Source organism: Microbacterium sp. zg.Y909, from assembly GCF_024626565.1.
Map to the genome: position 1 here is coordinate 1 of NZ_JANJFJ010000041.1, position 22,329 is coordinate 22,329.

Sequence of the window (22,329 nt, forward strand, 5' to 3'; positions counted from 1 at the left end):
TGACGCCAGAAGCGCGCGACGATGTCGGAGTAGAGGTAGTTCTCGGCGTGCCCCATGTGCAGGTCGCCCGAGGGGTACGGGAACATCGCCAGCACGTACTTGCGGGGGCGGGTGTCGTCGTCGCCGCCGGCGCGGAAGGGGTCGTCCTGCTCCCAGCGGCGCTGCCACTTCTCCTGGATGGCGTGCACGTCAAACGCGCCGGCGTCGCCGGCGGTGTCGGGAGGAAGGGTCTGAGACACGAGGAAAGAGCCAATCGTGGGGGTCGGGTCGGCGCGGTGCGCGTCTATCCAGATTACCGGACCGCGCTCATCCCCATCCGGCCGGTAGCCGGGCGCCCAGTGCGGCGAGCGGTGCCGTGGCCTTCAGCGCCACTTCCGCGACCTCGGCGGCGGCATCCGAGCCCCACGTGATGCCCCCGCCGGCCCCCACGTACGCGCCACCAGGGTGCACGACGACCGAGCGGATCACCATGGCGAGATCCAGTGCGCCGTCCGAGCCCACCCACCCGAAGCAGCCCGCGAACACGCCCCGCGGGGCGGCCTCGAGCCCGTGCAGGATCGACATCGCCGACAGCTTCGGCGCCCCGGTCATGCTGCCGGCGGGGAAGGCCGCATCGAGCAGATCGCCCACCGTCGCCTCGAGACGGAGCTGCCCGCGAACCGTGCTCACCAGCTGATGCACGGCGGGGTACGACTCCACCTCGAGCAGGGCTTCGACGACCACCGAGCCCGGCGCGCACACCCGCGACAGGTCATTGCGCATGAGGTCCACGATCATGACGTTCTCGGCGCGCTCCTTCGGGCTCGCCCGCAGCTCCGCGGCGAGGCGGGCGTCGTCGTCGGCATCGTGCCCACGCGGGCGGGTGCCCTTGATGGGACGCGTGCGCACGACCCCGTCCGCGGCATCGAGGAAGCGCTCGGGACTCGCGGAGATCAGAGCGACGTCGGCGCTGCGGATGAGCCCGCCGTGATGCGCCGGCGATGACGCGCGCAGGCGCCGGTGCACGTCGAGCGGGTCGATGCCTCCCGGCGCCGCGACGTCGAACCGCGTCGTCAGACAGAGCTGATAGGCGTCGCCATCACGGATGGCGTCGCGGCAGCGCTCGATCTGGTCCGCGTACGCCGAGGCGCTGACGCGGGCCTGGGCAGGAAGCGGTGTGAGTTCGGGCGCGAGGGGGGAAGGGACGGATGCCGCAGCCCACCCCGCTGCCTGCGCGGCGAAGGCATCCAGCTCATCCGCCGGCGCGACGGCCCAGAGCCGACGTCGGCCGTGGTCCACGGCGACGAAGCGGGACACCCGCAGCCAGAGCCGGTCGGGCGCGAGATCGTCGAAGTCGCATGGCGCACCTGCGCGGTCGGCGGCGCCGTCGTAGCCGAGCCAGCCCACCCAGCCGCCGTGGAACGGTCCCCACGGGATCGGGTCTTGATCATTCGTGGGGGTGGACCCGAGGCGCACCGCGTCGACGGCACCGGGATCGGTCTCTGGCTCCCCCGTTCCCAGCCAGCTCCACCCGGCGGCGGCGCCGGGGCCGGCATCCAGCCAGAAGGCGTGGCGCGCGCGCGAGGGCCCCGCCGCGAACAGTGCCGCAGGGTCTGCCCATTCGAGCGGGCGGGCAGCGAGAGTACCGGGCATTTTTCCAGGCTAGGGGTCGGCTGACCGCTCTAGGCTCGGAGCGTGAACGAGTTCCTCACCTGGCTGCTCGACGCGGTCCAGAGTGTCGACCCCGTACTGCGGACGGTGCTGGCCGGTGTGGCCGTCATGCTCGAGACGAGTGTGCTGGTCGGTCTCGTCGTTCCCGGAGACACCGTCGTCATCGTCGCGGGGACCGCGGTGGCCTCGCCGCTGGAGGCCGTGCTGCTGGCCGTCGTGGTCGTCATCGGCGCACTGATCGGCGAGAGCATCGGCTTCTGGCTCGGCCGGGTGCTGGGGCCGCGCATCCGCTTCTCGAAGATCGGCGCCAAGCTGGGTGAGAAGAACTGGCAGCGGGCCGAGACCTACCTGCGTCGCCGCGGCGGTCCCGCCATCTTCCTTTCGCGGTTTCTTCCGGTCTTCCATTCCCTCGTGCCGTTGACGGTCGGTATGAGCGGCTTCGCCTACCGCCGTTTCCTGGCCTGGACCCTCCCCGCGTGCATGCTGTGGTCGGCGATGTACGTCGGTGTGGCGGTCGCGGCGGCAGGGACGTATCGCGAGCTGTCCGACACCATCCACTTCGCCGGCTACATCTTCGTCGGCATCATCCTGGCCTTCCTGCTGCTGGCCTATCTGGCCAAGCGGCTCATCGCGCGCCGCGAGCGGCGTCATCTGGAAGCCGATGACAGCACGGTGGCTCCGAGTGCCGCGGAGGGCATGGGAGACTGAGGGCGATGCCCGGCACCGACCCCGCACCCCCACGTCCCAAGATCCTCTGGATCGCCCGCCTCGAGTACCGTTTCCACTCCTGGCGAGAACGCCGCGCGCGCCGACGTGGGCAGCTGCCGACGGTGGCGGCGTTCCCCGGGTACGGCGGACCGGACTGGGTGCGCGTGCTGGGTCGCGTGCTGATGGTGCCGTCGGTGCCCGCGGACCCGCGCGGAGAGTATGCGAGCGTGCGCGGATGGCGCAGCTTCGCCTCGGTGCCCGTCGGCTTCGCGCAGGTGACGATCGAGATCGACGGCGTGCGGCATGAGGTCGTCGCCGACCGAGGCGGGGTCATCGACGCCACGCTGCCGGGCACGCTGCCGGCAGGGTGGCAGCCGATCACGATGTCGGTCGAAGGCGGGAAACCGGTCGAGACCCGCGTGTTCATCGTCGGACCGGACGTCCGATTCGGCATCGTCTCCGACGTCGACGACACCGTCATGGTCACCGCGCTCCCCCGCCCCCTGGTGGCGGCCTGGAACTCGTTCGTCCTCGACGAGCACGCGCGACAGCCCGTTCCCGGCATGGCCGTGCTTCTCGAGCGCATCGCGCGGGAGAACCCGGGAGCGCCGGTCATCTACCTGTCGACGGGCGCCTGGAACGTCGCGCCGACGCTGATGCGCTTCTTCCGGCGCCATGTCTTTCCGCCCGGGGCCATGCTGCTCACCGACTGGGGGCCGACGCACGACCGCTGGTTCCGCAGTGGCCAGCAGCACAAAGCGGGCAACCTCACGCGGCTCGCGAAGGAGTTCCCGCACATCAAGTGGCTGCTGATCGGCGATGATGGCCAGCACGACGATCCCATCTACACCGCCTTCGCAGTGGAGCACCCCGACCACGTGACCGCAGTGGCGATCCGGCGTCTGTCGACGGCCGAGGCGGTTCTCGCCGGTGGTCGCACCGTCGTCGATGACCACTCGGCGTCGACCGTGCCCTTCGTGACGGATTCCGACGGTGCGGGCCTGCTGGACAGGCTCGCCGACATCGGGGTCGTGAAGCCGGACCCGCCTGCCTGAGGCGTTCCCGGGTCCGTTCGGGCCGGTGTCGCAGGCCCCGCGTACGCTGGCTGTCATGTGTGGTCGTTTCGTCGTCGCCAACGTGGCATCCGAACTGGTCGGCGTTCTCCGCGTCGATGTCGAGGGTGACGTGCTCCCCCAGCCGTCGTACAACATCGCGCCCACGGCGCGGGCGGCGATCGTGCTCGACTCCGCCAAGACGGAGCCGGCGACCCGCCGCCTGGAGTCCGCTCGGTGGGGCCTGGTTCCCGGGTGGGCGAAAGACCCGAGCATCGGGTCCCGCGCGTTCAACGCGCGGGCCGAGGAGCTCGAGGACAAGCCGATGTTCCGCAACGCTTTGATCAAGCGCCGTGCCGTCGTGCCGGCATCCGGGTACTACGAGTGGAAGCAGACCGACGGCGGCAAAGTGCCGCACTACATCCACCCCGCCGACGACCAGCCGATGTTCTTCGCCGGGCTGTACGAGTGGTGGAAGGACCCGCAGAAGGCGGACGATGACCCGGAGCGCTGGCTGCTGAGCTTCACGATCCTGACCCGGGACTCGATCGGGCGGCTCGGATCGATCCACGACCGCATGCCGCTGTTCATCGATGGCGACTTCGCCGACGCGTGGCTCGACACCGACACCGACGACCACAACGTGCGCGACCTGCTGGATGCCGCGATCGACGCGGCGCCCGCGCTGGCCGACACACTCGACGACTATCCGGTTTCGCCTGCTGTCGGCAACGTGCGCAACGACTCCCCCGAACTCATCGAGCCGGCGGCGTAGTCCGCGACTCTCGCGGGGTCGCCCGGGTTGGGCGGTGTGCCGGGGTGCGGCATCCACCGTCCGTGGGCGGGCCCGCGTCCGAGATGCGGGGATCTGCCGAGATGCGGACCGGATGCCGGTGATGGTCCGCATCCGGGCAGATCTCCGCATCCGGGCACTGCGGATGTCGCTGGGCGCGGTAGGTGTCGCTGTCGTCGGGCGGTCCTGGCCTGCGGCATCCACCGTCCGTCTGCTGGCCCCGGCGTCCGAGATGCGGGGATCTGCCGAGATGCGGATGCGGATGCCGGGGTCGGTCCGCATCCGGGCGGATCTCCTCATTCGGGCACGGCGGCCGCCGCAGCACGCCCCGCACACCACGACGCCCCTCCTGCGCCTCCCGCGTAGGCTCGAAGCATGACCGCGCTCGCATCTCGCACCGCCATGGTGCTGAGTCGCGCCGAGTGGCAGGAGCGCGAGGACGCGCACCACGCCCGCGCCGATGAACTCACTGCCGGGCGGCGCGAGCGCGCAGCCCGCGGTAAGACCCACCCCGTGGATGACTTCCTGTACACGTACTACTCCTACAAGCCCGCGTTGCTGCGCCGCTGGCATCCGGGGGTCGGCGTCGACCTCGCCGACGCCGCGGTCACCCCGCGCGGCGCGTGGCGCTGGTACGCGGCGGGAAGCGCCCCGGCAAGCCTTCGGGTCGACGCGGCGGGCTTGGAGGCCGCGAAGCCGCAGCTGCTCGACCTCTGCGAGCGGATGCTGCGTCTCACGGCCGCGCGCCCGGGCCGATTCGGGTGCTTCGGGCTGCACGAGTGGGCGATGGTCTACCGGGCCCCGCAGCCGCGGCACACCGTTCCGCTGCGCCTCGGGCAGGAGGGGACGGATGCCGTGGTCGAGGCCCACGAGCTGCGGTGCACGCACATCGACGCGTTCCGCTTCTTCACCCCCGACGCCGGTCCGCGCAACCACTTCGTGCCGACGCGGGAAGACCAGCCGCTGCGGGAGCAGCCTGGCTGCCTGCACGCCGGCATGGACGTCTACAAGTGGGCGATGAAGCTCGGCCCGCTGGTTCCCGGCGAGCTGCTGCTGGACTCGTTCGAGCTCGCGCGCGACATCCGCGCCCTCGACATGGCGGCCTCGCCCTACGACCTCGGGGACTGGGGCGTCGAGCCGGTGCGCATCGAGACGGCCGACGGCAAGGCCGAGTACGTGCGGCGTCAGCGTGAGTTCGCCGACCGGGCGAACGCGCTGCGGCAGGCGATCCTCGCCGCGTGGCGTGGGCCTCAGCCGACCGGCTGACAGGAGTCGCAGGGCGTCAGGGCGCCGGTGGTCGACTGCAGGCGCAGCGCGGTCACCCGGGTCGCCGCCTCTTCCAGTCGCTCGGCGGGCAGGGCGCCGGTGTCGACTGCGGCGGCGATCCCGTCGACCAGGCGCGTCGCCGTGGTGGCATCCGACAGCATCACCGCCATCACCATGTCATTGCCCGCGGCGAGGGCCGTGACCGCGTTGGCCACCGGATCGGCGTAGGCGGGATCGCCGGTGTTCTGCAGCATGCCGAGATCGTCGGTGATGGCGACCCCGGTGAACCCGAGTTCCTCGCGCGCGATGCGATGCCATTCCGCGGACATCGTGGCAGGTGCGACGTCGACGGACGTGTAGACGAGGTGCCCGAACATCAGCAGCTCGGCGCCCGCATCGATGCCGGCGCGGAAGGGCACGGCATCCGTCTGGCCCCACGCCTCGTGGGAGAGGTCGGTGGTCGGCAGCATGTGGTGCGAGTCGCCGGGGGCTGCACCGTGGCCGGGGAAGTGCTTGAGCGTGCTCGCCACCGCGCCCGCCTCGCCGGCGACGGCGGCCGAGACGCGTTCCGCGGCGGCCTCAGGCGTCGTGCCGAGGGCGCGGCGGTGGATGAAGCTCGCGGGGTCGGGCGCGACGTCGGCGACGATGCCGAAGTTCACCGTCGCACCGGCGCGCTGCAGCAGGGCGCCGCGCGCGGCGAACGCCGAGGCCGTGTCGGGAGGGGGCGCGCTCTTGAGGGTGGTCGCGCCGGGCAGCGCGTCCCAGGGCAGCCGGGTGACGTCGTCGCCTTCTTCGTCGATGCCGATGACGGCGGGGAGCATCGGGTCCACGGTGAGTGCGCGGGTGACGTCGCGCAGCGCCGCCTCATCGGCCGGGATGTTGGACCCCATGAGGATGAACCCGCCCACGCCGGTCGCGGTCATGTAGTCGCGCAGCGCGCTCGGGTCGCTCGTGGGGATGTGCCCCATCACGACGGATGCCGCACGCTCGCGGGTCGACATCGCGGCGACCAGCTGGCGCGCGCGTGCCTCGACAGCAGCGCCGTCGGCCGCCGTCACGGTCGCCGACGCCGGTGGCGCGGATGCCTCGCCCGCCCTCGCGCCCGTCGCAGGCGTGAGGGCCGCGCCCAGTGCCACGACGGTCGCCAGGACGCTCAGCAGACGGCCGGATCGGTGCATCCCGACAGTGTAGGTCGGTCGCCCTGACCGGAGCCCGTGCGTGGTCGGCGATGGGACGTGCGGTCCGCGCGTGCGGTGGCAAGAGCCCTCGTCGCGACCGCCGCCGGGTGAGCCTTCCGTACCGCGCGCTGCGGTGTCCCGTGCCGATCGGACTCCCCGCCAGACGCTGGATGCTGGAGCCGGCGATGTGGGTGCTGCGCACCGAGCCAGAGCTCGTGCTCAAGAGCCGCTGGGTGGTCCCCGGCATGCTCACTGAGGCGGGTTTCGCCTTCCGGCATCCGCACTTCGAACCCGCGGTGAGGGAACTCGCCACGCGCTGGCCTGCTCGCCCCAGGCGGGGCCGGTCGGCGGGTCACCCCGGCTGCACCAGCCCCGTGCGGATCCCCCAGAGCACCGCCTGCAGACGGTCGCGTGACGCGGTCTTCTGCAGCAGCCCGGCCAGGTGGTACTTCACGGTGGTCGGCTCGACGAACAGGCGCCCCGCGATCTCGGCGTTCGAGAGCCCCTCGGCAAGCAGCCTCAGCACGTCGACCTCGCGATCGGTCAGGGGAGCCGGCACGGCCGGCTGGGGGCGGGGTGCGGGCGCCGTTCGGCGGGTGGCGACGAACTCGTGAAGGATGCGCCGGGTGAGGCGCTGGTCGAGTGTCCCCTCCCCCGCGGCCACCGATCGCACCGCGCCGGCGAGGGTCGCTTCGTCCGCTCCTTTGAGGAGGAAGCCCGCCGCTCCGGCGTCGAGGGCCGCGAACACGTCGTCGTCGACGTCGAAGGTCGTCAGCATGAGCACGTCGACGTCGAGATCGGGGTCCGCCGTGATCTCGCGGGTCGCGGCGATGCCGTCCATCACCGGCATCCGGATGTCCATGCACACCACGTCCGGCTGAAGGCTGCGCGCCAGCTGCACCGCCTGCCGCCCGTCCTCCGCCTGCCCGACGACCTCGATGTCGTCTTCGGCGCCGAGGATGACGGCGAGCCCCGTGCGGACGACGGCCTGGTCGTCGGCGATGAGCAGTCGGATCACGGTGCGCTCCGTTCGGCCTCGAGGGGGATCGTGAGGCGGTTGAGCCAACCGCCGTCGGGCTGCGGGCCGGAGACGAGTCGGCCGCCGACGAGGTCGGCGCGCTCGCGCATGCCCGCGATCCCGAAGCCTGCGTCGACGTCCCGGCGCGCGGCGGTGGGGACGGCCGGCGGGGTGTTGCGCACCGCGACCTCGACCGTATCGGGGCGGTACGCGACCGTCACATCGCAGGTGGCGTCGGCCGCGTGGCGGGCCGCGTTGGCGAGGGACTCCTGCACCATGCGGTACGCGGCGGTCTCGGCGAGCACCCCGAGCGGCCGCGAGTCGCCCGACAAGCGCAGCGTGACGTCCTGTCCGCGTCGCCGTGCAGCATCGACCAGCGCCGGGATGGCGGCGATCGCGGGCGTCGGGCCTGGAACGTCGGGACCGGCGCCGGCGCTCTCGTCTTCGCGCAACAGGCCGACCGTGCGGCGGAGGTCGGTAAGCGCGGTGCGGGCGTTCTGCTGCAGCGTCTGCAGCGTCGCGCGCGCCTCGTCGGGGTCGGAGCGCGTGAGCGCCGCCGCCGCCTGCGCGCTCACGATGATGCCGCTGAGGTGGTGGCCGGCGATGTCGTGCAGTTCGCGGGCGAGAGCCGTGCGCTCCGCGCGCAGCTCGCGCTCGGCAGCTGCCCGCCGCTCCCGCTCTGCCGCGGCCTTCTGCTGCTGCACCGCGTCGGCCAGGCGCTCGCGGCCGAGCATGTATTCCGCGGCGGCCGCCGGGAGGGCGTAGAGGATCACGATGCGGGCGAGCGCCACCAGCAGCACGAGGAGAAACGGCATACCGACGGCGGCCATGGCGACACCGCCGACCAGGGCGGTCGCCGCGGCGGCCCCGGCCACCACGCCATACGTGGCGCGGCGGGGGGTTCCCCATCGCATCGCGGCGTAGGTGGCGATGATCACCGCGAGGGCGCCGACGCCCAGCTCGCCCCCGCTGGTGGCGAGGATGATCAGGTCCAGCGCGACCACCGCCACCACCACGGCGTTCGGCGCTCGGTGCCGCCACAGCAGCGCCACCGCCTGCAGCGCCACGAGGGCGCCGTGCACGATCGGCGGGAGGGTGACCGCGGACTGATCCTCGAACGCCCCGGTGAGATCGATGCCGACGTACCCGACCGCGAGCGCCGCGGTCAACGCCGGGGCGACCGCCGCGCGGACGGTCGCCCCGGGTCGCCGTGTGTTCGCGTGGGCCATGCGATGAGTCAACCACGCCGGGTGCGGAGCCGCGGAACGGCCGACCGCACCCGGCGCGGGGGCGGAATCACCGCGCACAGAGCGTCTCATCGAGCGCGTCGACGACGATGCGGTACTGCTCCAGCAGCAGCTCCTCGTCCGCGGCATCCACCAGCGCCCACGGCAGGGCGGTCACGGCGATCGTCGCGGTGGTGCCGTCGGGAGCGACGGCGTTGCGGGTCTGCGTGCCCGGGATGTCACCGCCGTGACCCCATGCGATGCCCCCGCAGCTGAGCGGGAAGCTCTGCAGCCCCAGCCCGTACATCGCATCGGGCCACAGGTCATCGGGCGCCGCCACGGCATCCTGCATCTGTGCCATGCTTTCCTCCGACAGCAGCTCCCCCGCCAGCAGTGCCCGCATGAACTCGTTGAGCTCCCCCGGAGTCGAGATCATCGCCCCGGCGGACCACCCGAACGACGGATCCATGTCGGTGATCTCCCGCAGCCGACCCGGCTCGTCCGCGTGGAAGGCCGGCGGGTGCGGCCCACGCAGCTCTCGTTCACCGGGACCCGGCAGATAGGTGTGCTGCAGTTTCAGCGGGGTCACGATGCGATCCTCGATCTGCTCCCACAGCGCCCGCTGGGTGACCCGCTCGACGAGCAGACCGAGGACGATGTAGTTCGTGTTCGTGTAGCGCCACTCGGTGCCGGGGGCGAAGACGGCGGGCTCGCTCAGCGCGATGTCGAGCATGTCGCGCGCCGAGATGTACACGTTCTGCACTCCGAACGCGTCGGCGGCCACCTCGTTGCTGTACTCCGGCAGTCCCGACGTCTGCTGCAGCAGCTGCCGGACGGTGATGGCGGTGCCGTCGATCCCCTCCCCCGTGACGATGCCGGGCAGGTAGGCGTCGATCGGCTCGTCGAGCTCGACGAGTCCTTCTTCGGCGAGCTGCAGCACGACGGTCGCCACGAACATCTTCGTGTTGCTCCCGATACGCACCTCCGGCTCGGCCGGGAGCTCCCCGACCTCGCCGATGGTGGCATCGATCCGCTCGCCGTCTGCCCGCGTCACCGAAGCCAGCACCCCGGGGTAGCCGGCGTCGACCAAGCTCTGGAGTCGCTCTTCGAGAGCGGATTCGGCGGACGAGCCTGCCGAGGTGCGGAACCAGGCGCCGGCCGAGAGGGCGGCCACAGCGAGCGCGAGGACCGCTGCCAGCGCGATCCAGACCCGCAGCGGAGGGCGACCTGTGGATGCCGCCGTGGTGGTGGTGTCGTTCATGATGTCGTGTCCTTTCCCTGTCTGCGGATCAGATGTCACGTCGCCGGACGGCGATCGTGGCCGCTGCGAGCGCCACGAGCGTCAGCCCGACGAGGATGCCGCCGGCGACCAGGGGCGAGAGCTGCGCCGGGCCGGCGCCGATCGTCGCGTGGGCGAGGGCCACGGGAAGCAGCTGCGTCCACACCGGCACGGTGCCGGTGGCGAGCGCGGCGACGGCGGTGATCAGCGGCTCGGTGAGCATGACCGTCAGCACGACGAGCACGCCGCCGAGCTGACTGCGGGTGAGCAGGCCCACCGCGAGCCCGATGAGCACGAGGCAGGTCACCGCCACGACGCCTCGTCCCAGCACTGCCGCGGCCTCCGCGACGTCGACGGCGAACGGCGCACCGGTGACCGCGAGCGTGATCGCCAGGACGGCCGCGCTCACGCCGACGAGTGTCGCGCCCAGTGCGAGCCCTGCAACGCCGGACGCGCCGGCCTTGGCGGCGACGATGCGCCAGCGGCGGGGAGCCGCGAGCGCCGCGGTGACGATGCCGCCGAAGCGGTAGTCGCTCGTTCCGGCGAGCACGCCGAGGATCGCCACTGCGAGGATCGCTATCCCGACCGATCCTGCGCTCATCGACGCTCCCAGCGGGCTGAGCGCGTCGAGCTGGGTCGCCCCTGAGGCGAGGTCGAACGCGGGCATGTCGTCGGCCGCGCCTTCGGCGGCGCCGATGTCGCCCCGCACGATGGCGGGTATCAGCGAGACGAAGGTGATCTGCGTGGCGAGCAGTCCCGCCACGGCGAGCACCGCGGTGATCCTGGCGGAGGTGGTGCTGACCAGGCTCAGCAGTTCTGCACGGAGCATCAGCGCACCCCCGCCCGGCCGTCGGCGACAGCGAGGTAGAAGCCCTCGAGGTCGCCGTCCGATGCGTCGAGCGCGTCCTGCAGCGACGATGCCGCCGCCACCGAGCCGTCGACGATCATCACGATGTCGTCGGCGATGTCCTGCACATCCGACAGCAGGTGCGAGGAGAGGAGCACCGAGCCACCGGCATCCGCGAAGGCCCGCAGACGCTGGCGGAGCCAGTGCATGCCGGTCGGGTCGAGCCCGTTCGCCGGCTCATCCAGCACGAGGATGCGGGGCTGGCCGAGCAGGGCGGATGCCAGGGCGATGCGCTGGCGCATTCCCAGCGAGTAGCCCCCGGCGCGTCGGTCGGCGTCTGCCGTCATGCCGACTTCGGCGAGCACCTCATCGACCCTGGCGGCAGGGATGCCGGAACGCGCCGCGACGATGCGCAGGTGGGTGCGGCCGCTGCGGGACGGGTGCAATCCGCCCGAGTCGAGCACGGCGCCGACGGTGCGGCCGGGAGCCTCGAGCTCCCGGTACGGGCGCCCGAACACGAGCGCGTCGCCGGATGCCGGTGCCGCGAGGCCCAGCAGCATGCGGATGGTGGTGGTCTTGCCGGCGCCGTTGGGGCCGAGCAGTCCGGTGATGCGACCGGAGCCGACGGTGAAGGTGACGTCGTCGACGCGCACGCGGCCGCGGAAGCTCTTCCGCAGGGCACGCGCCTCGATCGGGGGTGATTGTGTGATGTCCATGTCCCCAGCGTGCTCGCGGGCGCCGGTGCGCGCCCCGGCCGCGGGGACAGTCGCGCCTGTCCGATCGGACAGTCGCGGCGGCACGCCTGATCTCGGCGGCTGTCAGAGCGCACTCGCATTGCGTGCGCGGAGCGCCGAATCGAAGAATGAATCGGCGTGCTGAGCGACGATGCTCTGGGCTCTGCCTGCGCCGATGCGTCCCGACAGTCCCACCCATCGCGCCCAGGGGAACCAGTGCGGGGCGTCGGTGAAGTCGATGTGGTACATGCCGGGAATGCTGACGAGCTGTCCGGTACCGCGCGTTGATGCTCGAGGGTAGCGGTCATCGATCCGATGGTCTCCGCGATGACCGGGTCTGGCCAACCGCCGGCGTGGCGGCGTTCACGTCGCATGTCCTCCGCGGGCCGGGTCAACCACAGCGCATGGCAGGGCAAACCTCTGGTCGCGACGTCATCCGGCATGGCGGCGTCCATCATGAGGCACGCTGCGATCCGTTCGTCTTCTGAGGCCGCGACTGCCGCAACGGTTCCACCGAGAGAAACCCCCATGACGCCGGCTCGCGACGCATCCACGCGCTGGCCAAGATCGGGATCACTCTTCAACGTATCGAGAACGAAGCTCACGTCGGCGGCCAGATGGGCGAGTATCCGCGAGCGCGGATGATCGTCGTAGAGTCGCCCTCGTCGCTTCATCTTCACGACCCGACCATCGGCTCGTTGCGTCCTGGCGGACACGTAGGGCTGATCCATCGCGACGACGATGTAGCCGCGTGAGACGAGTTCTTCGATGAGGATGGTGTTAGCCGTACGGAAACCACCGAATCCCGAGAGTGAGACGATCACGGGGAACGTGGTTCCTGGCAGCGGGGGCACGTCGACGAACGCGTGCGTCCTCGACACGGCGAGCTTTCGGAACAGGAACGACGGCGGTGATGTCCGCCCTGAGGTCACCTCCCGCAATGCATCCAGCAGAGAAGCGAACACCACGTGGGCATCCGGGAGGTATCTGCTTCGTGCACCCCCGGTTTGGCCCGTCGGGTACCAGATCTGCACCGACAGCTCACGCGCTTCATCGTCGTCGTGGGAGAAGATCTCCGGTCGGGAGCGGTCGACCCACTGTCGAGTCGTCGTACCGATCCGCAACTCGCCGCCAGGCCGCGGAAAGCGCACGGGAAGAAACAGCGCCGCCGCGACTCCACCAGCCATCGCGGCCGCGGCGACGAACCACCCCAGACCGCGCATGACTCACGTGCCTCCACGTAGCTTCCGGCATTCTTCCGGCGAGCATAGCGACTCGCGGATCGAGGAGATCGCAGCAGACAGCGTGGGCCGTCTGCGCAGCACCGACGGGAATGGATGCCGATGCAGCGACCTCCTCGATCGTGGGTTTGTCGTCGGCTTCTGCTACGACAAGACCGATCGGCCCGCCTGTGCCGACTTCGACGAGGATGATTGGCGTTAGGGCGTGTCTCCCATGTGTTCGGTGAGGCTCTCGGGACGCTTACAAGGTGAGGTCTACGGGTTCGCGGTATCGGGCGTTCACGACGTGCAGTGGGAGTTGTTCGAGCGAGGTCTTGGGCCAGGAGGGCTCACGGTGGGCAGGCATGTCTTGACCCTGATGCCGGTCAGCCGTTCTTCTCCCGCTCATGGACCGTTATCGGGCACGGGAACCGCGCACCAAGTGCTCCCACATCTTCGTGTACTCCGGCAGGTCTGCAGTCGCCGAACGGATGTCGTCGACGGTGACGCCGGGTACAGCAAGTCCGATCAGTGCTCCGGCGGTGGCGACGTGGTAATCATGGTCGGCTCGCCACACCCCGCCGGTCAGTGGGCGCGGAACCACGCGGATACCGTCAGGTAGTTCCTCCACCTCACCGCCGATGGCACGAAGATTGTCCACTAGTGCGTCGATGTGCGTGCTCTCGTTCCCGGTGCGCGGCTTCAGTCCGGTGAAAGTCGACGGCCCGTCCGCGAAGGCGGCGAGGGCGGCCAGGATGGGGGTGAGTTCACTGATCTCCGACACATCGACGCGCGCACGCCGGATGATGCGCTCGGCACCAGCGGTGACAGTCAAAGCTCCGCCCCGTCGGCGTGCGCGTGCTCCCATCAGCACCAGAATCTCGGCGAGCCGGGCGGCTGGCTGCGCTGAATGAGCGGGCCATGCTGGGACGGATACGCGCCCGCCGGCTATCATCGCGGCGGCGACGAACGGTGCCGCAAGTGACAGATCGGGCTCAATGGTCGCGGCTCTGGCCCGTACCGGGCCCGCAGGAACGATCCACTCGGTAGGTGTCGGCTGGTCGACGTACACGCCGCGGCGGTGGAGTGCTTCGACCGTCATGTCGATGTCGGGGAGGCTTCCCAGCGGTTGGCCGACGTGGCGCAGCGTCAGACCGACGTCGAACCGCGGAGCGGCCAGCAGCAGCGTTTGGACAAGCTGGGATGAACGGTTGACGTCGATCTCCACGTGGCCACCCCGTATGTGTCCGCGCCCGTGCACGGTCAGCGGCACAGTCCATTTGCCCGCGTCGTTGATGTCGCAACCGATGCTGCGTAGAACCGTGATCGCCTCGCCCATCGGACGGCGCGAACGGCTCTCGGGAATTGTCACGGTCACACTGCCCGAGGCGAGGCCGGCCAGGCCGACAGCGATGGGGGCAACGAGGTCGGGCTGGCTGATGCTCAACACCGCATCGCTGGCGAGCGTAGCGGGCGGATCGACGACCAGATCCGGGCCGAAAGGCCCAGTACCGGCGACCTCCCGGATATCCACGTCCAGCGCGCGCGCGGTCTCGATCACGCCCGCCAAATAGTCAGAATGCGACGGCCGCATCAGCAGGCTTGAGCCCTCTGCACTGGCAGCAAGAGCGATTTCGAGATAGGTCAGCGCCTGTGAGCCCGGCACAGCGACCATGTCATCGAAGGGCCCCGCGGCATTGGGGGCCGTCCACTCAGCGGGAGGGGCGATGAACCCTGGAGATAGCTGTGCGTTGGCCATGCGTGCACGATAGGAGGCGCCGCCTAGTTGCGAAAGACCCCCACTCGCCCCGTACAGCTGCGACTGCGAATCGTGACCCATGGGCAACGCGTGATGCCGGGTCACTCGCGCCGTTCCCGGGGGCGTGCCATCTGGCTGGCGTCGGTGGCGACTGGCCGCGAACAGTCGCTCACACCGAGGACGAATCGCGATCGTCCCCAACCCCAACACGTCTTCCAAACGAACGGAGGAGCACCGCGGGAGGGACCGAGGAGGTCCTTCCCCGAAACGAAACCTCCCGTGACTGGGTTCGATAGGGACGACTTTCCGGAGAACAGCTTCTCCAACGCGTTGGCGATCTCGGCCGCGGTCCGCGCGATCTCAAAGTCCTTCGCTTCCACGGCGATGATGGACCGCGTCTCTGGAGGGGCGGCGAGGACGTCGATGTCACCAAGGTCTTTCCCGCCGAGGTCGACTATGCGATTCGTGTCTGCCCGACAAGAGGGTGTCCCGCGTCCGAAGCGCCAACGCCGTCCATGCCGCGAAGGTGCACCTGAACGACCGCGAGGCGTCCAGCTACTCCGCGAAAACTCGAGATCGCGCCGGGACGAACCGGAGAAGTGTCCAGTAAACGACTACCAAACATTCAAACTCCCTGATCAGGGAGCGAAGATTTGGGGCTTTACCGGGAGTTTTGGTGGACCTGAGGACTCGAACCCCTGACCCCCTGGAATTGGTCGAAGTATCATACGCCTACCCTAGCGATCCTGTAGTCGCCCCGTTTTGCCTTGAAACGACGCGGATCTCCCAGGTCGGGCCCGTGATCGCGCGGAATCCCATCCGGGCACTAATCCGGGCAATCGGCCGCTAATGCGGGCACTGAATGCGGGCACTGAATCCGGCGGGGGGACAACGACAACGCGCCTACCTCGCCCCCGAGGAGAAGCATCCTCGACATCGAGCCCGCAGACAGCAGAACGCCCCCGCCGAAGCGGGGGCGTTCTGCTGTCTGTCCGGTCCGAGGACTGGGGCCTTCTCTGTCAGCGGCTCAGTAGCCGCGCATGAGGTTGCGGGCCTTGGCCTCCGCCGTCGTACGCACCTCCCAGCTGACCTCGTCGCACAGAACGTCCCAGATGTCGTCGGCCTCCTGCTGGATGAGCTCGTAGTGGCGGATGACGTTCGTGGCGAACGTCCGGGCCTCGTCCAGCGTCTCGCACCCGTCGAAGCCCTCGCCGAGGTCCTCGATGGAGCCCGCACCGCTGATCTGCTGGTCGATGCTGGTCGGCAGGGTCGCGTAGGTCGCGTAGCGGTACACAGCGATGGCCTCCAGCACGCCCGTGATGCTGTCGAAGGCCTGGTCCTTGACGAACTCCTCCGGGAAGCCCTCCGCGTCGCCGCTGGTGCCGGAGAGCTCCCAGCCGTCCTCGGTGAGGGCGAGGGTGCCGCCTGCGAGGTCGAAGTCGCGGTCGATGGTGTCGGTCATGATGTCCTCCTGGACGGTCGGGGTGATACTCCTTCTCGGCCTCGACATCCATGTACTCGGCGGTGCACGGATTAGCCAGTTCCCCCGCACTATGCGCGACGCCGCGAGACAGGCCCCGTCGTGGCAGCACAAAGGCCCCCCGTACCCGGCACTCACTGCCCTATCTCCCCCTGAACCCCACGGGAACGCCCCGCCGCGCAATTGTCCAGCAGCCCGTTGGACGATTTGGCGGGTCCATCTGAGCCGTACGCTCCCATCGTCCAGCGCCCCGCCGCGTCGCGTTCGGGTCAGGCGAAGATCCGCGCCCCCCTGTCCATCTCGCTCAGCTCGTGGCTGAAGGCGGTGAAGTTGCTCTCAGCGTGTGCGTCCAGCAGTGGCGCACGGCAGCAGCTCTTTCAAGCCCCAATCGTCGACCAGCTTGATGACGGTCGTGAGCGCCGTGAGGATCTTTATCCTGGGCGAGCGCTTCGGTCGGGCGCGAATGCGGCAGGCGTGCGTGAGACGCAAGTGCCAGTGCTCCGCTGCCCAGAGGCGGCATCAATCACGTAGCGTCGTGCTCCCGCTCTTGGACACCGCATTCGCTCTTGTGGGGAACCTGCCACAGGTCTAGCTTCGCGTTCATCCGATGCGGGAGGGGGCGCTGATGACCGATCAGAGTCCTGAGGAGAAATCGGCGGCGAAGACGCCATTGAAACGCGCACCGGGCAGACGTACGCGGAACGACGCCTATCGCGCTTCGCTCGCTGCAAAGCAGGCGACGCAACTCGACGTCCTGGATGAGAGGCAAGACCGTAAGAGGCAGGGCCTAATCGCTTTGGGCGGCGTGCTCGTGTCGCTTCTCATCGGCGCCATTGGCATCTACGCGAACCTTGAGCAGAAGAGTTCAGCGGAGCAGATCGCGTCCAACGAAAGGGCGCGAGCGCGAGACGACGGCCGCCGGGAGTGTCAGATGTACGTAGCGGAGATGGCGGATGACTTGGGAGCGGCCGCCATTCTCCTTGAAGAACGGGGCACGGTGCCTGCGCGCGACATGGCCGCTCTAGCGGAGGTGTACTTGCTGGGCTCCGCCTACTGCGACGGAGTCGGCATGCTCGCCGATGACCGCGATAGCGACAGTTGCATCGCAGCGTATGTGGGCGTGCAACGGGCGGCCTACGGAGCGACGGAGGCGCAGCGGGAGTCGCTAGTAACGCTGATGAACGCTGTAGGCGAGTGCATCGATGTGGAGGTCCCACTTGAACTTTCCGACGAGTACGAGATCGTCGGGTAGACGCCGGCACGCCTCTGTGCTCAACGCCTCCGGAGCGTCGAGCGATGCCGTGTATGCGTGAAAGTTCTTGAGGATGCCGCCGCTCACCGTGGCCATGCGCGGTACCGGACGGAGATCGGACCCCACCTGTGGGGAGGGGAAGCCCCGTGCTATCGCGACCGACGGGGTCTCGTGGACTGAAGCTCACGAGCCGCTTCCGTCGCGTACTCCAACAGCAGTTCGTCCGCAGGCTTGTACTCGTGGCCGTCGAGGGTGCCGCGGCCGGGCCAGCCGATGCACAACTGCCACGGATATTGAGGCAGGAAGTCAGACTCAGAATCGAGGCGGCTCGCTGTGCGCACGTTGAAGACCTGCTCGCGCTTGCTGATCCCGTGCCTAAGATGACCGCATGCTCGCTTGGATTTGGACGCCGACGGGTCGGCCGCCGGAGATGTGGGCTTACGACTGGTGGACCGAGGCGGGTATCCCAGGGCTCGGAGTAATCGGCGGGCTTCTAACCGCAGTGGGTACCATCGCCGTCTCCGTCATCGCGGTCTGCCAATCGAGAAGAGCTCTGGACGCGGAACGCGCTGACCGCGCCCGTTCGCGACGCGGGGAGTTCATACCGGCTGTCGATGCGTACTTGGCGAGTCGCGGTTCCCACACAGACGATTGGCGGGCGGGACAGCGCGTAGAGGGTGCGCTTCATGCTGCAGCAATCACGAGCGGGGCTGATAAGGCGGGGGTCGAAGCCTGGGTTGTCGAGACGGTGCGGCGACTGGTGGAAATGGAGGAGGCTCCTTACGGAGGGGATGACCACACGCACCACGGCCCGCCCATAACTGAGATGGCCCACGAACAGGGCGTCCGCGCCGGAGTCCGGATGTGGGTGGAAACGGGAACATTCGATGCTGGATCGGTGGATCTCCTCGGGTAGCCATCCTCGACGAGACCGCCGTAGCTCGCTGGCTAGTGCGCTAGCTACTTCCCTCGCCCGCTTGCTAGCTAGCTCGCTAGGTAGTCCGCTAGCTGCTAGTTCCCTTGCCTGCTTGCTAGCTAGCCTGCAGCCGGCCAGCCGTCTCGCCGTTCCTCTCCCTTGTCCCGTTCCCGCCGGGTTCGTGTTGTCGGCCCGTCAGCTTGCGGTTTGCGCCGTGCCGTGTGCCGTTCCCGTTGCGCGTCGCGTTGGTCACGTCTCGCTGTCACGCCTCGCGTGCGCGCCGTTCCCGCCGCGCCGCTCCCCGCGGTTCGCGATCCCGTCCACGAACGACGAAGCGCCGGACGAACAACGTCGTCCGGCGCTTCGTTCGGGTGCTCAGCTGAAGTTCGAGCGCGCCAGATCCCGCAGCCGCTGCTGCTGCCCGGTCGGGAGCGTGGCGAGCCGCGCCTCGTCGATCTTCCCGGTGGCGTCGACGAGCCCAGCGGGGATCCGCATCGTCCGCGGCGCCGGCTTGCCGTTGGCGACTCGGAGCGACAGGAGCTTCGGGAAGGTGGCCGGCCGACGAACCATACGCAGCGGTCGGCGTTCAGGTTGTCGAAGCGGCGACAGTATTCCGCGCGCTGTTCTGACGCTGAGGCCTGTTCCCGCGGGACCGTCGTCCTGCTAGGACATCCTCGCCAGATCCGAGTTCGTGAGCCACCCCAGAATCTTCCCGGAGCTCTTGCCATTGGACGTAACGAACACGTCCTTTGACCCAGGCACGCGGTTCATCGCTTCACGTGCTTCTCCAAGCGTCGCGCCCTCGCCTACAGCTGAGAAGGTATCCACAGCCCGCTTGAGGTCTTCGTTGCCTCGCAGGGTCGCTATTGTTTCGCTATCTGCCAACTCCGCGGACTTGACGCCTTCGAGTTGCGCGAACTTATCGATATCGGGTTCGTGCACCACCATCAGAACGATGTCACCGTTTGTGATGATTGGCACCCTGCTGTTCTTACTATCTTTCATTGCTTGATAGAGGCCTCTCAGCGCGACGCTCCCGGCTGCCGCCTTGTCGGGAACTCGACGTAGTGGCGAAATAAGAGCCAACGGGGTCATGACATCCTTGACCTTGGTTTCCTGCGTAAAGGTGCCCGACATCTCAAGAGTCTTCAGCGTGGTGTCGCTCGCCGCCTGCAGGTTCTCTTTGGCGAAGTAGAATGCGAGCACCGTACCTATCCAAGTGCCAAACAAGGGTAGGACTGCGGCAAATATCAGGCGAGCCATCTCGGGGCGACTCTCGTTGTCCGAGCAGACAAGCAAGACAATGGAGACGGCGGTAATTCCGACCACTCCAACTACGCAGATGTAGAGCGCCAACTTGGACCGCGTCGCCACATCCTCAACTGCCTTCGCCACAACTTCCTCCGTAGGCCGGGCTCAATTGGCAGCAAGCCTCTTGCTGAAGCTCGCTTTCCCCGAGGCGCTCTGCCGGATCGACACCGAGCGACAGCGTGCGTCAGCGCACCTGAGCGAAACCTACTGCTCGTGCAAGTGCTGCGCTAGAGCGTGTCGTGTCGTGGTTCTCAGGCGCTTGCCGGTTGGGCAGCCGATGCCGACGAGGAGCCACGGGTGATCCCGTCGGATGCAGTGTCACAGCTCGTCCCTATTGTGAACGTGAGTCACCCAACTGCAAGCCTCCTCGTCGTGGACCTCGATGACACGCTCTGGTACTGGTTCAAGCCGTTTCGCGCTCTTCTCGACAGCCTGGCTCATCTGACGGGCTTGACCCAGGACGAGCTTGTAACCCGCGTGCTTGCGAATCTCGATGCAACGGAGTCAGCGGACTCTGCGGCGACAGCTCCACACGACCTCGGGAAATCGACTTCTCCGACACGGTCATCGGGCCGAACGACGGAACCGCTCTATCTAGCTCGGAACCGGCGCAAGCGAATTCATCACGTCGAGCAGTTTGGATGCCCGTTCCTCCGCGCCGCCGTCACGGCGGTAGCCGTACAAGTCCAGACCGAGAGTCGCGAGCTTCATTTCTTGATTGCCGCGGGCTTTCACGTCGTAGACCTGAAGGGGCGCATCGGATGGATAGATCAAGAAAGCTAGCGGTGCGTCAAGCACACCCGCTGCAGCAAGCGTCTGGTAGATGTGACCTTCGGCTGGGATGTGCATCGGGTTCGTGTACTTCGCTTCGAACGAAGCGACAACGTTGCCGCCGCTCGTGAGTACGCCGTCAGGAATCACCGGCTGCACCACGCGGCCGTTCTGAAAGAAGGCCATGCGTTGTCTTCCGCTCGGCCTGAATCTCACCGCCGGTCGCACGGCCGACACTCTCGAGCGTGCGCGATCACGTCGCACCAAGCCTTTCTCGAGTGAGGGCGATAGCGCCGTGTGACCCGGATACCCGAGGCCGTCAGGCGGCGTGTACGCCGACGCAGCACCCGCCGCAACGATGTCTGGAGGACGGAGACAACGCGAGTGTCCTCCCCCGGCGATGCAGCGTTCGGGCACGCATATCGCCGAGACGTGTACTTCGAAGGGGCGGGTTAGATCGCCTGATTCCGCTCCGTTGATGGAGCCCCTCAGCTGCACCGATGTTGGTCAGCTCTCAACGCACCCGTGCACCCCCTGGCCCGAGCGAGTCATGCCAGGGTCGGAGTATCCGGCCCCTGATCATCGAGACGGCGGCGCCTCTCGAGCGCGCGATCGGCGTCGGCGGTTCGCCCCTGGTCCTGGTAAAGCTCGGCGAGCAACGCCGTCCATATCGCGAAGGTGCGCGTGAGCTACCGCGAGGCGTCCAGATCCTCCGAGAAGCCCCGAGATCGTGCCGGGACGAATCGGCGAAGTGTCCAGTAAACGACTACCAAACATTCAAACTCCCTGATCAGGGAGCGAAGATTTAGGGCTTTACCGGGAGTTTTGGTGGACCTGAGGGGACTCGAACCCCTGACCCCCTGCATGCCATGCAGGTGCGCTACCAGCTGCGCCACAGGCCCAGACGATGCTCGCACTTTCGCGCGGCAACTCGTTAAGCCTACAACACCTCGGCGCGGGGAACCGAATCCGCTGCGATGTCCGGGCGTGTCCGTAGAGTGACCCGCATTCGATCGGAAGAGGTGCGGTATGGCAACCCTGGGCAATATCACCTTCTACGCGGACGACCCGCGCGCGCTCTCCCATTTCTGGGCGGGAGTCTTCGGCTATCCGCCCCTGGAGTGGGAGGATCCGATGCGGCAGCAGCTGCTCGACGCCGGGCTCACCGAGGAGGATCTCGGCACGCGCGCTCTCGCCGAAGACCCGGCCGGCGTCGGCCCCAGACTCTTCTTCCACCACGCCGATGGGCCGAAGCGGCGACGCAACCGGCTGCACTTGGACGTGCAGACGGTCGCCGAAGGGCGACCTACCCGCGCTCAGCTGGATGCCGAGAAGGATCGACTGGTCGCGCTGGGTGCCGAGGTCGTCAGACTCGTCGATCAGAACTGGGGCCCGTGGCCCGAGCTGTACTACCAGCTGCGCGACCCCGAGGGCAACGAGTTCTGCCTGCAGTGAGCCTCAGTCGGCCGACGTGGTGGCGGGGAGCTCTACCGGGATGACCGGGCAGTCCTTCCACAGTCGCTCGAGGCCGTAGAACACGCGCTCCTCCTGGTGGAAGACGTGCGCGACGAGGTCACCGAAGTCCAGCAGAATCCACCGGGCCTGCTCACGCCCCTCGCGGCGGAGGCGCTTGTGTCCCGCTTCGAGGAGCTTCTCCTCGATGCGGTCGGCGATTGCGGCGACATTGCGCTCGCTGTTGCCGGACACGATGAGGAAGGCATCGACGAGCGGCAGCGGCTCGGAAACGTCAAGCGCGACGATGTCCTCTCCGCCGGTCGCATCTGCGGCCTGCGCGGCGATCTGGATCATTTCACGCGATTGGGCGCTGGCGGTCATGAGAAGACTCCTGTGGTGATTGCGAAGACGAGC

Annotated in this window: 22 protein-coding genes, 1 tRNA gene and 2 pseudogenes; 8 read left to right on the forward strand and 17 right to left on the reverse strand. The window is 68.5% G+C overall.

What is annotated here, in order from left to right; all coding sequences use genetic code 11:
• Positions 1-239, reverse strand: a 239-nt coding sequence (locus tag NQ160_RS05225) for a hypothetical protein (protein WP_257514176.1), incomplete at its 3' end; no start/stop codon positions are given.
• A gap of 67 nt (positions 240-306) precedes the next feature.
• The gene (locus NQ160_RS05230) at positions 307-1,632 is read right to left on the reverse strand and encodes an anthranilate synthase component I family protein (RefSeq protein ID WP_257514177.1); all 1,326 of its coding nucleotides are present in this window, start codon (positions 1,630-1,632) and stop codon (positions 307-309) included.
• 42 nt (positions 1,633-1,674) lie between these two features.
• On the opposite strand from NQ160_RS05230, the gene NQ160_RS05235 reads away from it, so the two are divergent.
• The 4 genes from NQ160_RS05235 to NQ160_RS05250 all read left to right on the forward strand — a co-directional run bounded on the left by NQ160_RS05235 (position 1,675) and on the right by NQ160_RS05250 (position 5,469).
• On the forward strand, positions 1,675-2,358 hold the full coding sequence (locus NQ160_RS05235) for a DedA family protein (RefSeq protein ID WP_257514178.1): 684 nt from the start codon (positions 1,675-1,677) through the stop codon (positions 2,356-2,358).
• A gap of 5 nt (positions 2,359-2,363) precedes the next feature.
• On the forward strand, positions 2,364-3,413 hold the full coding sequence (locus tag NQ160_RS05240; protein ID WP_257514179.1) for an App1 family protein: 1,050 nt from the start codon (positions 2,364-2,366) through the stop codon (positions 3,411-3,413).
• Between the two features lie 55 nt (positions 3,414-3,468).
• On the forward strand, positions 3,469-4,185 hold the full coding sequence (locus tag NQ160_RS05245; protein WP_257514180.1) for an SOS response-associated peptidase: 717 nt from the start codon (positions 3,469-3,471) through the stop codon (positions 4,183-4,185).
• A 393-nt stretch (positions 4,186-4,578) separates the two neighbouring features.
• Positions 4,579-5,469: a 3-methyladenine DNA glycosylase gene (locus tag NQ160_RS05250; RefSeq protein ID WP_257514181.1), complete on the forward strand. Its 891-nt coding sequence runs from the start codon at positions 4,579-4,581 to the stop codon at positions 5,467-5,469.
• Here the strand turns inward: NQ160_RS05250 and NQ160_RS05255 are convergent.
• Complete coding sequence (locus tag NQ160_RS05255) at positions 5,454-6,647, reverse strand: glycoside hydrolase family 3 N-terminal domain-containing protein (protein ID WP_257514182.1); 1,194 nt, start codon at positions 6,645-6,647, stop codon at positions 5,454-5,456. The genes NQ160_RS05250 and NQ160_RS05255 overlap by 16 nt on opposite strands.
• A gap of 185 nt (positions 6,648-6,832) precedes the next feature.
• Here NQ160_RS05255 and NQ160_RS05260 point away from each other — a divergent pair.
• Positions 6,833-6,943 (forward strand): annotated as a pseudogene (locus NQ160_RS05260) (DUF1731 domain-containing protein); the annotation flags it as partial.
• Positions 6,944-6,999: 56 nt separating this feature from the next.
• Here the strand turns inward: NQ160_RS05260 and NQ160_RS05265 are convergent.
• The 9 genes and pseudogenes from NQ160_RS05265 to NQ160_RS05300 form a co-directional block, all read right to left on the reverse strand.
• Positions 7,000-7,665, reverse strand: coding sequence for a response regulator transcription factor (locus NQ160_RS05265; protein WP_257514183.1), 666 nt, complete (start codon positions 7,663-7,665; stop codon positions 7,000-7,002).
• Positions 7,662-8,894, reverse strand: coding sequence for a sensor histidine kinase (locus tag NQ160_RS05270; protein WP_257514184.1), 1,233 nt, complete (start codon positions 8,892-8,894; stop codon positions 7,662-7,664). Before NQ160_RS05270 ends, NQ160_RS05265 begins: the two co-directional genes overlap by 4 nt.
• A gap of 67 nt (positions 8,895-8,961) precedes the next feature.
• Positions 8,962-10,152: a serine hydrolase domain-containing protein gene (locus NQ160_RS05275; protein WP_257514185.1), complete on the reverse strand. Its 1,191-nt coding sequence runs from the start codon at positions 10,150-10,152 to the stop codon at positions 8,962-8,964.
• Between the two features lie 28 nt (positions 10,153-10,180).
• Positions 10,181-10,999 carry a hypothetical protein gene (locus tag NQ160_RS05280; protein WP_257514186.1) on the reverse strand — a complete coding sequence of 273 codons (819 nt, stop codon included), beginning with the start codon at positions 10,997-10,999 and terminating at the stop codon, positions 10,181-10,183.
• Positions 10,999-11,733 carry an ABC transporter ATP-binding protein gene (locus NQ160_RS05285; RefSeq protein ID WP_257514187.1) on the reverse strand — a complete coding sequence of 245 codons (735 nt, stop codon included), beginning with the start codon at positions 11,731-11,733 and terminating at the stop codon, positions 10,999-11,001. Before NQ160_RS05285 ends, NQ160_RS05280 begins: the two co-directional genes overlap by 1 nt.
• A 102-nt stretch (positions 11,734-11,835) precedes the next feature.
• Positions 11,836-12,000 carry a hypothetical protein gene (locus tag NQ160_RS05290; RefSeq protein WP_257514188.1) on the reverse strand — a complete coding sequence of 55 codons (165 nt, stop codon included), beginning with the start codon at positions 11,998-12,000 and terminating at the stop codon, positions 11,836-11,838.
• Between the two features lie 470 nt (positions 12,001-12,470).
• Positions 12,471-12,974, reverse strand: a pseudogene (locus NQ160_RS24965) (alpha/beta hydrolase); the annotation flags it as partial.
• 412 nt (positions 12,975-13,386) lie between these two features.
• Positions 13,387-14,730: a 3-phosphoshikimate 1-carboxyvinyltransferase gene (locus tag NQ160_RS05295; protein WP_257514189.1), complete on the reverse strand. Its 1,344-nt coding sequence runs from the start codon at positions 14,728-14,730 to the stop codon at positions 13,387-13,389.
• A gap of 1,027 nt (positions 14,731-15,757) precedes the next feature.
• Positions 15,758-16,192, reverse strand: a complete 435-nt coding sequence (locus tag NQ160_RS05300) for a hypothetical protein (RefSeq protein ID WP_257514190.1) — start codon at positions 16,190-16,192, stop codon at positions 15,758-15,760.
• Positions 16,193-16,835: 643 nt separating this feature from the next.
• On the opposite strand from NQ160_RS05300, the gene NQ160_RS05305 reads away from it, so the two are divergent.
• Positions 16,836-17,462 carry a hypothetical protein gene (locus NQ160_RS05305; RefSeq protein WP_257514191.1) on the forward strand — a complete coding sequence of 209 codons (627 nt, stop codon included), beginning with the start codon at positions 16,836-16,838 and terminating at the stop codon, positions 17,460-17,462.
• 388 nt (positions 17,463-17,850) lie between these two features.
• On the forward strand, positions 17,851-18,378 hold the full coding sequence (locus NQ160_RS05310; protein WP_257514192.1) for a hypothetical protein: 528 nt from the start codon (positions 17,851-17,853) through the stop codon (positions 18,376-18,378).
• Positions 18,379-18,753: 375 nt separating this feature from the next.
• Here NQ160_RS05310 and NQ160_RS05315 read toward each other — a convergent pair whose 3' ends face one another.
• The 4 genes from NQ160_RS05315 to NQ160_RS05330 form a co-directional block, all read right to left on the reverse strand.
• A complete protein-coding gene (locus tag NQ160_RS05315; protein ID WP_257514193.1) occupies positions 18,754-18,948 on the reverse strand; it encodes a hypothetical protein in 195 nt (64 codons plus the stop codon).
• Positions 18,949-19,041: 93 nt separating this feature from the next.
• The gene (locus tag NQ160_RS05320; RefSeq protein WP_257514194.1) at positions 19,042-19,773 is read right to left on the reverse strand and encodes a hypothetical protein; all 732 of its coding nucleotides are present in this window, start codon (positions 19,771-19,773) and stop codon (positions 19,042-19,044) included.
• Between the two features lie 510 nt (positions 19,774-20,283).
• Positions 20,284-20,646, reverse strand: a complete 363-nt coding sequence (locus NQ160_RS05325) for a hypothetical protein (protein ID WP_257514195.1) — start codon at positions 20,644-20,646, stop codon at positions 20,284-20,286.
• 640 nt (positions 20,647-21,286) lie between these two features.
• Positions 21,287-21,362: transfer RNA gene (locus tag NQ160_RS05330), tRNA-Ala, on the reverse strand.
• Between the two features lie 127 nt (positions 21,363-21,489).
• Between NQ160_RS05330 and NQ160_RS05335 the strand changes: the two genes are divergently transcribed.
• Positions 21,490-21,915, forward strand: coding sequence for a VOC family protein (locus NQ160_RS05335; RefSeq protein WP_257514196.1), 426 nt, complete (start codon positions 21,490-21,492; stop codon positions 21,913-21,915).
• Positions 21,916-21,918: 3 nt separating this feature from the next.
• Here NQ160_RS05335 and rsfS read toward each other — a convergent pair whose 3' ends face one another.
• The gene (rsfS, locus tag NQ160_RS05340; protein WP_257514197.1) at positions 21,919-22,296 is read right to left on the reverse strand and encodes a ribosome silencing factor; all 378 of its coding nucleotides are present in this window, start codon (positions 22,294-22,296) and stop codon (positions 21,919-21,921) included.
• Between the last annotated feature and the right edge of the window lie 33 nt (positions 22,297-22,329).